14 protein-coding genes and 1 tRNA gene are annotated in these 12,759 nt (G+C 60.1%); 7 read left to right on the top strand and 8 right to left on the bottom strand.

Annotated elements, in window-relative coordinates; genetic code table 11:
• Positions 1-34 precede the first annotated feature (34 nt).
• Positions 35-119, bottom strand: a tRNA-Leu gene (locus U5G49_RS10480).
• A gap of 182 nt (positions 120-301) precedes the next feature.
• On the opposite strand from U5G49_RS10480, the gene lipB reads away from it, so the two are divergent.
• On the top strand, positions 302-1,021 hold the full coding sequence (lipB, locus tag U5G49_RS10475; RefSeq protein WP_028733757.1) for a lipoyl(octanoyl) transferase LipB: 720 nt from the start codon (positions 302-304) through the stop codon (positions 1,019-1,021).
• A gap of 301 nt (positions 1,022-1,322) precedes the next feature.
• The gene (locus tag U5G49_RS10470; RefSeq protein WP_028733756.1) at positions 1,323-1,967 is read left to right on the top strand and encodes a methyltransferase family protein; all 645 of its coding nucleotides are present in this window, start codon (positions 1,323-1,325) and stop codon (positions 1,965-1,967) included.
• Between the two features lie 60 nt (positions 1,968-2,027).
• Here the strand turns inward: U5G49_RS10470 and U5G49_RS10465 are convergent, their stop codons facing one another.
• From U5G49_RS10465 to U5G49_RS10455, 3 genes are all read right to left on the bottom strand, one after another.
• Positions 2,028-2,393 (bottom strand): hypothetical protein, encoded by a 366-nt coding sequence (locus U5G49_RS10465; RefSeq protein ID WP_018242137.1) that lies wholly within the window; start codon positions 2,391-2,393, stop codon positions 2,028-2,030.
• A gap of 321 nt (positions 2,394-2,714) precedes the next feature.
• Positions 2,715-3,218 carry a BON domain-containing protein gene (locus U5G49_RS10460; RefSeq protein WP_193442331.1) on the bottom strand — a complete coding sequence of 168 codons (504 nt, stop codon included), beginning with the start codon at positions 3,216-3,218 and terminating at the stop codon, positions 2,715-2,717.
• Between the two features lie 83 nt (positions 3,219-3,301).
• Complete coding sequence (locus tag U5G49_RS10455; RefSeq protein WP_193442329.1) at positions 3,302-3,796, bottom strand: peptide deformylase; 495 nt, start codon at positions 3,794-3,796, stop codon at positions 3,302-3,304.
• A gap of 242 nt (positions 3,797-4,038) precedes the next feature.
• On the opposite strand from U5G49_RS10455, the gene mgtE reads away from it, so the two are divergent.
• Positions 4,039-5,454: a magnesium transporter gene (mgtE, locus tag U5G49_RS10450; protein ID WP_018242134.1), complete on the top strand. Its 1,416-nt coding sequence runs from the start codon at positions 4,039-4,041 to the stop codon at positions 5,452-5,454.
• A gap of 63 nt (positions 5,455-5,517) precedes the next feature.
• Complete coding sequence (locus U5G49_RS10445; RefSeq protein ID WP_018242133.1) at positions 5,518-5,910, top strand: MerR family transcriptional regulator; 393 nt, start codon at positions 5,518-5,520, stop codon at positions 5,908-5,910.
• A 24-nt stretch (positions 5,911-5,934) separates the two neighbouring features.
• On the opposite strand, the gene U5G49_RS10440 is transcribed toward U5G49_RS10445, so the two are convergent.
• The 3 genes from U5G49_RS10440 to rpiB form a co-directional block, all read right to left on the bottom strand.
• Positions 5,935-6,924 (bottom strand): heparan-alpha-glucosaminide N-acetyltransferase, encoded by a 990-nt coding sequence (locus tag U5G49_RS10440; protein ID WP_193442327.1) that lies wholly within the window; start codon positions 6,922-6,924, stop codon positions 5,935-5,937.
• Positions 6,924-7,688 carry a DUF599 domain-containing protein gene (locus U5G49_RS10435; protein ID WP_094230967.1) on the bottom strand — a complete coding sequence of 255 codons (765 nt, stop codon included), beginning with the start codon at positions 7,686-7,688 and terminating at the stop codon, positions 6,924-6,926. The genes U5G49_RS10440 and U5G49_RS10435 overlap by 1 nt, the downstream gene beginning before the upstream one ends.
• Positions 7,689-7,940: 252 nt before the next feature.
• Positions 7,941-8,390: a ribose 5-phosphate isomerase B gene (gene rpiB / locus U5G49_RS10430; protein WP_193442325.1), complete on the bottom strand. Its 450-nt coding sequence runs from the start codon at positions 8,388-8,390 to the stop codon at positions 7,941-7,943.
• Between the two features lie 312 nt (positions 8,391-8,702).
• Between rpiB and U5G49_RS10425 the strand changes: the two genes are divergently transcribed.
• Complete coding sequence (locus U5G49_RS10425; protein WP_028733751.1) at positions 8,703-9,899, top strand: acyltransferase family protein; 1,197 nt, start codon at positions 8,703-8,705, stop codon at positions 9,897-9,899.
• Between the two features lie 3 nt (positions 9,900-9,902).
• Here U5G49_RS10425 and U5G49_RS10420 read toward each other — a convergent pair whose 3' ends face one another.
• Complete coding sequence (locus U5G49_RS10420) at positions 9,903-10,340, bottom strand: VOC family protein (protein WP_028733750.1); 438 nt, start codon at positions 10,338-10,340, stop codon at positions 9,903-9,905.
• A 448-nt stretch (positions 10,341-10,788) separates the two neighbouring features.
• On the opposite strand from U5G49_RS10420, the gene U5G49_RS10415 reads away from it, so the two are divergent.
• The gene (locus U5G49_RS10415; RefSeq protein ID WP_193442323.1) at positions 10,789-12,192 is read left to right on the top strand and encodes an L-serine ammonia-lyase; all 1,404 of its coding nucleotides are present in this window, start codon (positions 10,789-10,791) and stop codon (positions 12,190-12,192) included.
• A gap of 61 nt (positions 12,193-12,253) precedes the next feature.
• Entirely contained in the window at positions 12,254-12,691 is a 438-nt protein-coding gene (locus tag U5G49_RS10410; RefSeq protein WP_047622890.1) for a DUF1489 family protein, read from the top strand.
• Positions 12,692-12,759: the final 68 nt, after the last annotated feature.

Genomic DNA, 12,759 nt, shown 5'->3' with positions numbered 1-12,759 from the left:
ATCATCGCTTAGAGAGCGTTTCCCTGAAGGGAAATGGTGCGGTCGAGAAGACTCGAACTTCCACGGGTTGCCCCACAGCGACCTCAACGCTGCGCGTCTACCAATTCCGCCACGACCGCATCGTGGTAGGTGCCGATTTGCGTCGGCGGGGCAGCATGTAGCAAAAGCATCTGGGGTGCACAAGGGCGATATGACAGTTTTTTTGAAAACCGCTCACAGCATTTGAATTGGCCCCGAAACAGGTCCATATAGCTGTCCTGCCGCCCCTTTTTCGCAGGCATTTCGGGGAGAGCGGCAAGGAATGACCATGCTTCGCACCGATCTCGAATTCTCTATGCTTCCCCGACTCGGAACCCGGCCGGTACGCTGGCGCATCGCCGATGGCCTCGTTCCCTATGAGGAGGCGGTGGAGACGATGGAGCGCGAGGTGGCGGTGATATCAGATGGCGGCGATGAACTCGTCTGGCTCGTCGAACATCCGCCGCTCTATACTGCCGGCACCAGCGCCAATGCGAGGGACCTCGTCCAGCCGAACCGGTTTCCGGTCTTTGCGACAGGGCGTGGCGGTGAATATACCTATCATGGACCCGGCCAGCGCGTCGCCTATGTCATGCTTGATCTGAAAAGGCGGCGCCAGGACGTGCGCGCCTTCGTTGCCGCCCTTGAAGATGTCGTCATCCGCACGCTCGACATGATGAATGTCCGCGGTGAGCGACGTGAAGATCGCGTCGGCGTCTGGGTGCGCCGGCCGGAAAAGCCGTTGCTGGCCGATGGGACGATGGCCGAGGACAAGATCGCCGCTCTCGGCATAAGGCTGCGGAAATGGGTGACCTTCCACGGACTGTCGCTCAACGTCGATCCGGATCTCGATCATTTCGAAGGCATCGTGCCCTGCGGGATATCCGCCTATGGCGTGACCAGCCTCGTCGATCTTGGCTTGCCTGTGATGATGGCTGATGTCGATATCCGGCTGCGCGCCGCCTTTGAGGCGGTTTTCGGCGAAACGACCGGCGAAACCTGACTGACCACGGCGACCGGGGCAATTTGTATCAGAAAGAAAGGCTGGTTTCGGTCTTTTCTTAAGTGAAACAATGCTTCGTGGCAGATTTGGCGGTCGCGCAGCGTTGAGGTCGCTGTGGAAGAATCCGCGGAAGTTCGAGTCTTCTCGACCCACCATTTTCCTTCGGCGAAACGCTCGCCGGGCGCATTCTGCCGTCAGACTCGGCAACCGCTTCACTGTCAGAGCCAACGTTTTAACCCATAATTAGCGATTGAAAATATATACGACACTACAGCTGTGTGAATATGGAAGTCCGAGGACAATGAGAAAAAAAGCAGCGGCAAGCTGGTCATTCCTCGATGTGTATTTCGCTCTCGATATTATCGAGAAGGTTCTCATCGGCTATTTCTTCGTTGGGATAGTCATGCGTGTCCTGCCGCAGATGCAGGACAATCGGGCAATCATCGATTGCCTGCTGATCGTTTCGGAGGGAGCTGCCGCCTTCCTCATCCTGACCCGCCGGACGACGAGAAATGCGTCGCTGCGCCTCTTTGATTGGACGGTCACCGCCATCGGGACGATCTTCCCGCTGCTTGCCACGCCCTCCGCGACACAGCCGCTAGCGCCGCTCGCCTTCTGCGGGACGGCGATGGCACTCGGTTTTGTCCTGCAGATATCGGCAAAGCTGACATTGCTGCGAAGCTTCGGCCTGGTGCCGGCCAATCGCGGCGTCAAGATCGGCGGGCCTTACAAATTTGTGCGCCATCCGATGTATGCGGGTTATCTGATGACACACATCGGCTTCTTCCTGGTCCATCCGAGCCTTTGGAATTTTGCCATCTATGCGACGGCCCTGACCGCCCAATGTTTCCGCTTGTTGGCGGAGGAGCGTCTGCTCAAGCAGGATCCTGCCTACGAGGCCTTCATGGCCACGACCCGTTACCGGCTCGTTCCATTCGTATTCTAAGACGACATAAAGATGGATTGAAAAGAGAAGGGCCGGTTTCCGGCCCTTTCTTTTATCGGATCAATGCGTTGCGCGGCATGCTTCAGTGCGGGAAGCGCCGCTGTCGGCACCCTTGGTATGGGAGCCCTTCGGGCCGATCATGCTATGGCATGGGGGCAGCGGCGTGATGCTGGCCGTTGCGGTCTTGTCGACGGCAGGGGCTGCCATGGCGCTCGGTGCGAAGCCGTCGCTGTCATTGGTGTAGTCGCTGGAATAGGACGGAGCCTTGCGGCTGCTGTAGTGCACTGGGGCCGGCTTCGAGGTGGGGCTCGGCGCGAAGCCGTCGCTGTCGTTGGTGTAGTCGTCGGAATAGGTCGGCTGGGCGAAGGCAGCGCCTGCAAGGCTGACGGCGAACAGGGACGCGGCAAGGGCAAATTTGATGCGCATGGGTCTATCTCCTCAATCTGCTGTTGAATTCCACAACATAAACTAACCCTCGGCACACACGAGTTCGCGCCCCAATTCAGGCAATTTTGTGATAATATGGCGACGCAGCCGCGACCTTTTGTCCAAATGAAATCACAGTGTTGTCAACGAAATTGACCTTCGCGTGACAGAAGCCGCCTAACAAAAATAGGCGATTGGTGTCACGAATAAGACAGCTGGTGCTACAATCTTAAATTGTTAACTTTTGGTAATATTGGGAAAGATCACCGACGGCGGGCGGCAGCCCGCCTTCGGTTGGTGATCTGCGCCTTGGGCGTGAAGTCAGTCCTCGTTCGGGATATGCGCATCGACACCGGTCAGCTGCAGTTTGTTGCGGACATGACGGACGCCATCGACCGAAAGCGCGCCGAGTTCGACCTTGCGAGCGATGCCGATCGTCTCCACCGACCCTTCCAGGGTGACGACGTGACCATCTGCATGAACCTCGATGCTGTCGATGTCGACCTCAGGAATGTTTTCGAGATTGTCGTTCACCCGCGCTTCGAGATCGTCGCTTTCATCGCGGTCGATCGTATCGGCGCGCAGGGAATCCTTCAGGCGATTCTCGTTGCCGTCCTCATCCGTGCCATCGACCCGGAAGCCCTTGTTGGGATCGCTGTCGAAATTGGCTGCGGTCTCGCCATAAGGGCGGTTGGCGGGGTCGGCGCCGCTGCCGTCGGCATAGGGCCAGCCGTCGTCGAGATTGCGCTCTTCGAGGTCGCGATAATCTTCCTCCCGGGAAAGCTCAGGCTTTTCCCGGGAGGGCTTGTCACCGATTCTTGCCATTGCAGTCGCTCCTTGTTTCTTTGCTGGAAACGCCGGCAACGGCGAATGGTTCGGCATGGACGGCGATTTGTCGGCCGTGATTGTCAGCCCTGGGCCTTCTCCCATTTTTTCACGAGACGGTCGCGTTTCAGCCGTGAGAGGCGCTGTAGCCAGAAAATGCCGTCGAGCTGGTCGACCTCGTGCTGAATGCAGATGGCAAGGAAATCTTCGGCACCGTCCTCGTGCATGGCGCCCTCGGCATCCTGATAGCGGAAGCGGATCGCCCGCGGGCGCGTGACCTCGTCGGTCGCACCGGGCATGGAGACGCTGCCTTCGGTATGGCTCATCGTCTCCTTCGAAAACCAGGTGATATGAGGATTGACGTAGAGGCGCACGCCGTCGGCCTTGTCGAGTTCCAGCACGGTGACACGGTTGAAGACACCGATATGGGCGGCGGTGATACCGACGCCGGGGGCAGCGCGCATCGTCACCAGCAGGTCGTCGGCAAGCGCGGCGAGCGAGGAATCAAAGGCCGTCAACGGTGCGCAGACAGTCTTCAGGCCCGGATGTGGATAGCGCAAAATTGGACGGATGGGCATGGGGCAGGCTTCCTCTGCTTGGACGGGTGAGGAAACTATCGCCGGCCACGAGCATTGTCATCACGAAGCGCAGTTTGCCGCTTTACGACACGGGTGCTTTGGGCTAGCAGGGGCCAAGAATTCCGGCTGCGGGAGCCTCGCGCAGGATTCGCTTATCCGCTTGTTGATAATGTGTTTTCAGCCGACATTTGCGAATGCGGCGCGGCAGTCGTTGAAATTCGAACCAGATGCGAGGGCGGCAGATGACGACGACCGATGAGGAAGACCGCATCCGCAGGCGTCCCGATGACGAGGACGCTGATATCTACGACGAGGACGGCAATGTCCGCAGCGATTTCCTGGCGCTCGTCGGTGCTGCGATCGCCGATCGCGACACGCTGTTCCTGCGTCAGAACGTTGCTCGCCTGCATGAATCGGAAATAGGCGACCTGTTGGAATCGATCCAGCCGGATCAGCGCCTGGCGCTGGTGCGCCTGCTCGGCGACGATTTCGACATGACGGCGCTGACCGAGGTCGACGAGGCGATCCGCCGCGAGATCGTCGACCAGATGCCGAACGCGCAGATCGCCGCCGCGATCGGCGAGCTCGATTCGGACGACGCCGTCTACATTCTCGAGGACCTCGACAAGGAGGACCGGGAGGAAATCCTTGCCCAGCTGCCGTTTACCGAACGGGTGCGGCTGCGCCGGGCTCTCGACTATCCCGAAAGCTCGGCCGGGCGCCGCATGCAGACGGAATTCGTCGCCGTGCCGCCGTTCTGGACAGTCGGCCAGACGATCGACTACATGCGCGACGAGGAGGATCTGCCCTATTCCTTCTCGCAGATCTTCGTCATCGATCCGACCTTCAAGCTGCTCGGCGCCGTCGATCTCGACCAGATCCTGCGCACCAAGCGGCAGACGAAGATCGAGCAGATCATGCGTGAGACCAACCATCCGGTCCCAGCCGAGATGGACCAGGAGGAGGCCGCCCAGCTCTTCGAACAGTACGACCTTCTCTCGGCTGCCGTCGTCGACGAAAACGGCCGGCTGGTCGGTGTGCTGACCATCGACGATGTCGTCGACGTCATCCACGAGGAGGCAGACGAAGACATCAAGCGCCTCGGCGGCGTCGGCGACGAAGAGCTGTCGGACAATGTGCTGTCGACGGTGCGTTCGCGCTTCCTGTGGCTTTTGATCAATCTCGGCACGGCGATGCTGTCGGCAAGCGTCATCGGCCTGTTCGACGCCTCGATCGAGAAGATGATCGCGCTTGCGGTGCTGATGCCGATCGTCGCCTCGATGGGCGGCAATGCCGGCACGCAGACGATGACGGTGACGGTACGCGCGCTCGCCACCCGCGATCTCGACATCTACAATGCCGGCCGCATCATCCGCAGGGAGGCGGGCGTCGGCATCTTGAACGGCATCGTCTTTGCGACGATCATGGGCGCGATCGCCGGTACCTGGTTCCACGACTACCAGCTCGGCGGGGTGATTGCGGCGGCGATGATTATCAATCTGATAGCGGCAGCCCTTGCCGGCATCCTGCTGCCGCTGCTACTCGACAAGATGGGGGCCGACCCGGCGATCGCCTCTTCCGTCTTCGTCACAACGGTGACGGACTGTACCGGCTTCTTCGCCTTTCTCGGCATCGCCACATGGTGGTTCGGCATCTGAACCGCCAAAAATTGACTATTACGTAAAAGTCAATATTATCGTCTGTCCGACGACGGGGAACACATGCCGGTGAACAAGTTTTATAGCATAACGGAGCTGACGCGCGAATTCGGGGTCTCGACGCGCACGCTCCGCTTCTACGAGGACGAGGGACTGATCCATCCGGAGCGGCGCGGGCGCACCCGTCTGTTCCGGCAAGCCGACCGGCGGCTCATCGCCGAAATCCTCCGCGGCCGGCGCATCGGTTTCACCATCGCCGAAATCCGTGAGATCATCCAGGTCTACAAGGAGCCGCCGGGCGAACTCGGCCAGCTGAAGCTCCTGATGAAGCGCGTCGACGAGAAGCGCGACGACCTGCGCCAGAAGCGCAAGGATATCGACGACACGCTGGCGGAACTCGATGCTATCGAAGAGACCTGCCTCGGCCGCCTCGCCGAAATCGGCGTCACCACCTGATCACGCGCCGCATTGTCGGCGAATTCATTCAGCCTCGGCGCTGCATTCGGCGGCAATGGTCTGGACCCGCTCGTCGTTCTGTATATCGATCGCACCCGCCTGAAGCGGCGTGAACAGGGCTTGCGCCTGCAATTTCTCCAGCGTGCACTGGCAGAAGCTGCGGCAGAGCGCTTCGCCTTGCTGCATGACGCAAGAGGCGTTGCATTGCCTTAGGTAAGTCGCAACCGGATCCGGCGCCTGCGGTGGGACGACGAGGGACAGCCCGTAGGCGATAGCGATCAACACCGGCTGGTGGATGAGGTAAAAGGCAAGGCTGTGGCGGCCAAGCCTCGCCGGCCACCCGGAGCCGGTGCCGATGGCCGCAAGCCGGTGCAGCAGCCGGGTTCTGATGGCGATCGAGGCGATGCTCAATCCAGCGAAGAAGGGCGTTGCCCAGGGAAATAGCGGCACGTAGTCGTTGGACCGTTCCGGCATCACCGCAAGGCCGATCCAGGCGAGATATCGAGGATCGAAGAAGGATGAGCGCAGCAGGCCGGGCGGGCCGAAATTGTCGGTGATCCAGGCGGCAAAGAGCGCGAGCGTGGCGATGAGGGTGAAGGCGAGAGGCAGTCTCAAAAAAACGATGCCGATGAGCGAGAGCACCGCGATACAATGCAGGATGCCGAAATAGATCCACTCGTCCGGCATCGCGATGCGCGTGGCGATCGAGATCACCGCGGCTGCCGCGGCAATCATGCCGAAGCGCTTCCAGAAGGAGGGCCAGCGGATCTCGGGCTTACTCGACAGCACCAGGCTGATGCCGACGATGAAGAGAAAGGTCGTGGCGATCGCCCGGGCATAGATCTTCAGCCAGCCGGTCTCGGCCGTGCCCGGCGCGAGATAGCCCATGAACTCCATATCCCAGCTGAAATGGTAGCTCGCCATGGCGATCAGCGCGACGCCGCGCGCCGTATCCAATAGACCGATGCGCGGTGGCCTTGTCGCCGCATCGGTTTCCGTTGCCGGCAATGTCATCAGAGTCCCTCGGGCAAATCACGTCCGTCGCTCGACGGCATATCGCGGCGAATAGCAGAAAGGTGGAGATTTGATGGCGCGCCGGCATCCATGATCGCCAGCCGCGCCTCCGAGAAGAATTGCCGCCGCGCCAGCACGAAGATGACGATCGCCGTCGTCATCATGAAGACATAAGGGTTGATGAACCAGCCGAGATAACCAATCGACAGGAAGATCGCCCTGAGGCCCTCGTTGAAATTGCTGCCGGCAATGACATTCATGCGGATGACGCGTTCGGCGGCCCGCTCGGCGGCGATGATGTCGCGCTCGCTGTCGCGCATCATCGGGATCGAGCCGAAGAGAATAGTGCAATAGTTGAACAGCCGGTAGGACCAGCCGAACTTGAAGAAGGCATAGCCGAAAAGCGCTGCCAGCCCGCCGACCTTCATCTCGAAAACGGCATGGCCGCCATGGAAGACGAAGGGCAGGTCGGCGAAGACGGCGTCGACTTTCTCCGTCGCGCCGAGCAAAGCAAAGCAGCTGCCGATCGCGAAGATCGAGGTCGAAGCGAAGAAGGCGGTGCCGTTCTGCAGGCCGGCCATGATCTGCGTGTCGATCATCTTCAGGTCGCGGCGCAGCGAATTATAGATCCACTCCCGCCGCCGCTCGGTCATCGCATGGGTGAGGCTGGTGCGCCCGAAGAAGGTACGGCCACGCAGCAGCCAGGAATAGCCCATCCAGACCCAGGCAAAGAAGGCCAGAGCGATATAGTCCGCCGTCGTCATCAGTGATCCAGTCTCCGCATGAATGCGGCTAGTATGCCGCAAGTTGAATTTTGCCGCATGGCCGAGTTGGGCGGCTTGACGCGGGCTTTTGGCCATGCGGCAGTTCGGCATAATCGAGTCGTCGGGAAACGACGAGGCTTGGTGGATAGCCGACCGGCATCTTCTGGACCTAAATGTAGCAATGCGGTGATCCGTCAGCTTGGAGATTCGGGGCGGGACCCAAAGAAGAAGAAGAAGAAGAAAAGGACGGCGCTACCCCTCCAGCGCCTCAATCATCTCCACCCGCGTTGCATGCCGGCCGCCTTCGAACTGGGCGGTCAGGAACGCATCCACGATATCGAGCGCCAGCCCTTCGCCCACCACGCGGACGCCAATCGATAGCATGTTGGCATCGTTGTGTTGGCGGATCATGCGGGCCGAGAATGTGTCGACGCAGACGCCGCAATGGATGCCCTTTACCTTGTTCGCCGCCATCATGATGCCCTGGCCGGTGCCGCATAGAATGATGCCAAACCGGCAATCGCCGGAGGCGACGAGCCGCGCCGCCGCTTCACCGTGCTTAGGATAGTGTGTGCTCTCCGGCGTCGTCGGTCCGATATCGACCGCTATCCAGCCTTGCGCCGCGATATGACCGGCAATGGCCTGCCGGAGCTGAATGGCGGCGTGGTCGCTGGAGAGGGCGATGCGGTTGGTGGCTGTCATGGAGAAGCGGTTCCGTTTTCCAAAGCAATTTGCCGTCTTGGAGATGCACCCTAGCGCATCGGCCCGAAAATCGGAATCGATTATCGGAAAGCACGATGCGAGAGTTAGAGCGTCGCGATCTTTCAGATCCGCTTCTCGTGCTTGAGGCCTTTGTTTTACGCATGTAGCTGTCGGAAAACCGCTGCACAGTTTTGCGCGATATGCTTTAGCGTAACGCCAGTCTAGAGGTGCACGGGCAGGGCACCGCGTTAACCGCTTGTAAAGTCGTAATAGCCAATGTTCAGGACTGAAAACCTGATTCAAAAGTGACCCATGAGCCGGCCGGATTACATTCCCAGTCTCGATGGCCTGCGCGGTGTCGCTGCGCTCCTGGTCGTTGAAGCCCATATTGGCTTTATCTTTCCAATCACAGCGCCGCATCTCGTGACGCTGGGCGACGAAGCTGTCGGTTTGTTTTTTGCTCTCAGTGGCTTCCTGATGGCTCATCTCTATGGTTCACGGCCGGTGACGAGAGAAAACGTCTTGGATTTTCTTGTGAGCCGCTTTGCTCGCATCTATCCGGTTTACCTGGCGGCCGTCGTTTTCGTGGCGATGCTGTCGATCATGCAAAATCTGGATTTTGTTCAGCCTATCGTTGGCGTCACAGATTTTGTGCGTCATGTCTTTCTTCTCGGCTCGAGCGGTGTTTTCTGGTCGATACCACCCGAGATCCAATTCTATCTGCTCTTTCCTGTCCTGTGGCTTTGCCTGGCCCGACCGCACCGCTATAGCGGCGTGATTGTGGGCCTCACGGTGGTCGTCATCGTGGATGGCCTGGTTGAATTGCCAGGCCCGGGAATAATGCTCGTCTCCAAGCTTCCTTACTTTCTTTTCGGCGCAATTGCCGGGATGATGCATTCCCATTGGAATAAATGGAATCCATCTGCCCTCACAGGAATTTTAACGCTTTTCCTTCTGGCGGTGTTCTTCACTTACAGGCATGTCTCGTCGGGCTTTTCCCCTGAATTTTGGAGCCTGCAAAGTGCGGTGGCCGCGGCCGTCATTGTCGGGCTCGTCGCTCGACAGCCGCCCATCGCTGCACATGTCCTGGCAGCTGCACCAGTACGGTTTCTAGGGAAGATCAGCTTTTCACTTTACCTTTTTCATGTGCCCATAATGTTCCTGACGCGTCTGACTTTTGATGCCTTGATGCCAGAACCGGCGCTCATCGTGGTGACGCTTTTCGTTGCGGCAATCGGGGCATGGTTCATCCACGAGACGATCGAGGTTCCCGGTCGGCGGCGGCTGGTCCAGCTATGGCAGGATAATCGCCTGCGGATGGTTCCGCGCGAAACTCCGGCTGATCAAATGGACCGCGCGATCCTCAACCTGCAAGAGATCGAAAAGCGCCTGCTGCGCGGCGAAACTTCAACCATGGCCGATCAACGGCAAATCTCGACGACGCCCGAACCCGATGGTGCCGACGGCACGGTCATTCAGGATAATCGCAACGGGAAGCTTCGCGCATAGCGCTCAGCTGAGTTCTTGGGCGAGCCCGATGAGAAGCCTTTCGGGCCCGCGGATGTAGCAGAGCCGATATGTGTCTTGATAATCCACTACGTCGCCTACGAGCTGCGCGCCGCGCTTGCGGAGCCTTTCAAGCGTCTCATTGATGTCGTCTACGGTGAACATGACGCGGAGGTAGCCTAGAGCGTTCACCGGGGCATTGCGGTGATCCTCGACGACAGGCGGCGTGAGAAAGCGGGAGAGCTCGAGCCGGCTGTGGCCATCCGGCGTGCGCATCATGGCAATCTCGACATGCTGATCGCCCAGTCCGGTGACACGTCCGGCCCATTCTCCTTCGATCGTGGCCCGCCCTTCGAGCTCGAGGCCGAGTTCGCGAAAGAAATCAATCGTCACTCCGAGGTCTTCGACGACGATTCCGATGTTGTCCATCCGTTTGAGCGCCATATGTCCAATCTCCCAATCTGCAAGGTGTCGTCTCGTCTAAGAACGGACAGGTTGCTCAACCTTGCCCGGCCCCCCATCCGGGGAGCCCCCATCAACGAAGGAGTTCAACTTGCCGGGCGCTGTCCAGGCCGGCCTCCGTCAGTCCTGTTGCATCGACGTCTGTAGGACATTGGGAGCCGGTGCAGACTGTCAAGATAAGGCAACCAGTTCTTCCGCCGCATAGTCTTCATCACCCCAGCGCTTACGGCCAGATCGCGATTCCGAAAATCGGATTCGATTTTCGGAAAGGATTATGCGCAAGCTCAAAGTGCTAGCGCGTCCTATTGGAGTCGCGGCGCTCTAGTCTGCAGTCCGAATGTCGCACCGGCTCCATGCGATGTCGGTGCGCCGCACGGATTCGAAACCGGCCTCGCTTAAGCTTGCATCCTCATATTCGGAAGGCGCACCCATGTTTCTCTCGGTATTCGATGTCTTCAAGATCGGTGTCGGGCCGTCGAGCTCGCACACGATGGGTCCGATGTCGGCGGCCAACCGGTTTCTCGAGCTGATCCTGTCGAACGAATGGCCGCGCCCGTCATCGGGTGCACAGGTCACAGCGATGAAGGTCAGCCTGCACGGCTCGCTCGCCCATACCGGTATCGGCCACGGCACGGGCAGGGCTGTCATTCTCGGGCTGATGGGCGAGGCGCCCGACAGCGTCGATCCCGACAAAATGGACGGCATCGTCGACACGGTGGAGCGCACCGGCCGCATCACGCCGGAGGGCCATCCCGGCTATCAGTTCCAGCCGAAAACCGACCTGATCTTCGACAAGAAACAGCCGCTGCCGGGGCATGCCAATGGCATGGTCTTTTCCGCCTATGACAGGGACGGCCGGCTGCTCGTCAAGCGCATCTATTATTCGGTCGGCGGCGGCTTCGTCGTTACTGACACCGAGCTCGAGCAGATGCGGGCAAAGAAGAACGCGGCGGGCGGCACGCGCGTACCCTATCCCTTCTCCACCGCCAAACAGATGCTCGAGATGGCGGCGCGCTCCGGGCTGTCGATCGCGCAGATGAAGCGGGCGAATGAGGAGAGCCAGCGCAGCCAAGAGGAGCTCGATCAGGGGCTCGACCGCATCTGGGAGGCGATGCGTTCCTGCATCGAGCGCGGCCTCAAGGTCGAGGGCATCATGCCCGGCGGTCTCAACGTCAAGCGCCGCGCCCGCAGGATTCACGACAAGCTGGAAGAGGAGTGGCGCAGCAACCGCATCAACCCGCTGCTCGCCAACGACTGGCTGAGCGTCTATGCGATGGCCGTCAACGAAGAGAATGCGGCCGGCGGGCGCGTCGTCACGGCGCCGACCAACGGGGCGGCCGGCGTCATTCCGGCAACGATCCGCTATTACGAGCATTTCCACGAGGACTGGGACCAGAATGGCATCCGCGACTATCTGCTGACGGCTGCCGCCATCGGCGGCATCATCAAGCACAATGCCTCGATCTCGGGCGCCGAGGTCGGCTGTCAGGGCGAGGTGGGCTCGGCGGCGGCAATGGCTGCCGCGGGCCTTGCCGCGGTCATGGGCGGAACGCCGGAGCAGATCGAGAACGCCGCCGAAATCGCGCTCGAACATCATCTCGGCATGACCTGCGATCCGATCGCGGGCCTGGTGCAGGTACCCTGCATCGAGCGCAACGCGCTCGGCGCCGTCAAGGCCGTCACGGCAGCCTCGCTCGCGATCAAGGGCGACGGCCAGCATTTCGTGCCGCTCGACGCCTGCATCGAAACAATGCGCCAGACCGGCCATGACATGAGCGAGAAATACAAGGAAACCTCGACCGGGGGGCTCGCCGTCAACGTCGTCGAATGCTGAGTTTGTGGATGCTTGATGCTTGATGCTTGACGCTCGCTGCCAAAAGGATTTCAACGGCAGCATGGCATTGCATCTCATCAAACTCTGTGTCGGCGCCGACTCGATCGACGATCTGCGTGAATGGGTGGCGGAACGCTCACTGCGCGCCATCGCCGCCGGGCTCGAGCCGCATTCGGTGCATACGACGCGCATGGCGCCGAAACGGATGGAGGAGCTGCTGGACGGCGGCTCGCTCTACTGGGTGATCAAGGGGCAGGTGCAGGCGAGGCAGAAGCTGCTCGACATCGAGACCTTCACCGACGGCGAGGGGATTTCGCGCTGCCGCCTGATGCTCGGCCCGGAGGTCATCGAGACGGCCGTGCAGCCGAAGCGTCCGTTCCAGGGCTGGCGTTATTACACTGAGGATGACGTGCCGCGCGACCTGACAAGCCTTGGCGTCGGCATTGCCGAAATGCCCGCTGATCTTCGCCGTGAGCTTACGGACCTTGGTCTGCTCTAATTCCCGAAAATCGGAGCCGATTTCCGGAAAGGTTTATGCCCGGATTGAACATCCTCCGCGCGTCCTTT

Source organism: Rhizobium indigoferae (genome assembly GCF_034554815.1).
Classification (GTDB): Bacteria; Pseudomonadota; Alphaproteobacteria; order Rhizobiales; family Rhizobiaceae; genus Rhizobium; species Rhizobium leguminosarum.
Note: the sequence above shows the minus strand (reverse complement) of the source record. Positions and strands in the feature narration are given on the sequence as shown.

Coding starts and splice junctions, on each gene's coding strand:
- lipB (WP_028733757.1), top strand. CDS start 302: ATGACCATGCTTCGCACCGATCTCGAATTCTCTATGCTTCCCCGACTC.
- U5G49_RS10470 (WP_028733756.1), top strand. CDS start 1,323: ATGAGAAAAAAAGCAGCGGCAAGCTGGTCATTCCTCGATGTGTATTTC.
- U5G49_RS10465 (WP_018242137.1), bottom strand. CDS start 2,393: ATGCGCATCAAATTTGCCCTTGCCGCGTCCCTGTTCGCCGTCAGCCTT.
- U5G49_RS10460 (WP_193442331.1), bottom strand. CDS start 3,218: ATGGCAAGAATCGGTGACAAGCCCTCCCGGGAAAAGCCTGAGCTTTCC.
- U5G49_RS10455 (WP_193442329.1), bottom strand. CDS start 3,796: ATGCCCATCCGTCCAATTTTGCGCTATCCACATCCGGGCCTGAAGACT.
- mgtE (WP_018242134.1), top strand. CDS start 4,039: ATGACGACGACCGATGAGGAAGACCGCATCCGCAGGCGTCCCGATGAC.
- U5G49_RS10445 (WP_018242133.1), top strand. CDS start 5,518: ATGCCGGTGAACAAGTTTTATAGCATAACGGAGCTGACGCGCGAATTC.
- U5G49_RS10440 (WP_193442327.1), bottom strand. CDS start 6,924: ATGACATTGCCGGCAACGGAAACCGATGCGGCGACAAGGCCACCGCGC.
- U5G49_RS10435 (WP_094230967.1), bottom strand. CDS start 7,688: ATGACGACGGCGGACTATATCGCTCTGGCCTTCTTTGCCTGGGTCTGG.
- rpiB (WP_193442325.1), bottom strand. CDS start 8,390: ATGACAGCCACCAACCGCATCGCCCTCTCCAGCGACCACGCCGCCATT.
- U5G49_RS10425 (WP_028733751.1), top strand. CDS start 8,703: ATGAGCCGGCCGGATTACATTCCCAGTCTCGATGGCCTGCGCGGTGTC.
- U5G49_RS10420 (WP_028733750.1), bottom strand. CDS start 10,340: ATGGCGCTCAAACGGATGGACAACATCGGAATCGTCGTCGAAGACCTC.
- U5G49_RS10415 (WP_193442323.1), top strand. CDS start 10,789: ATGTTTCTCTCGGTATTCGATGTCTTCAAGATCGGTGTCGGGCCGTCG.
- U5G49_RS10410 (WP_047622890.1), top strand. CDS start 12,254: ATGGCATTGCATCTCATCAAACTCTGTGTCGGCGCCGACTCGATCGAC.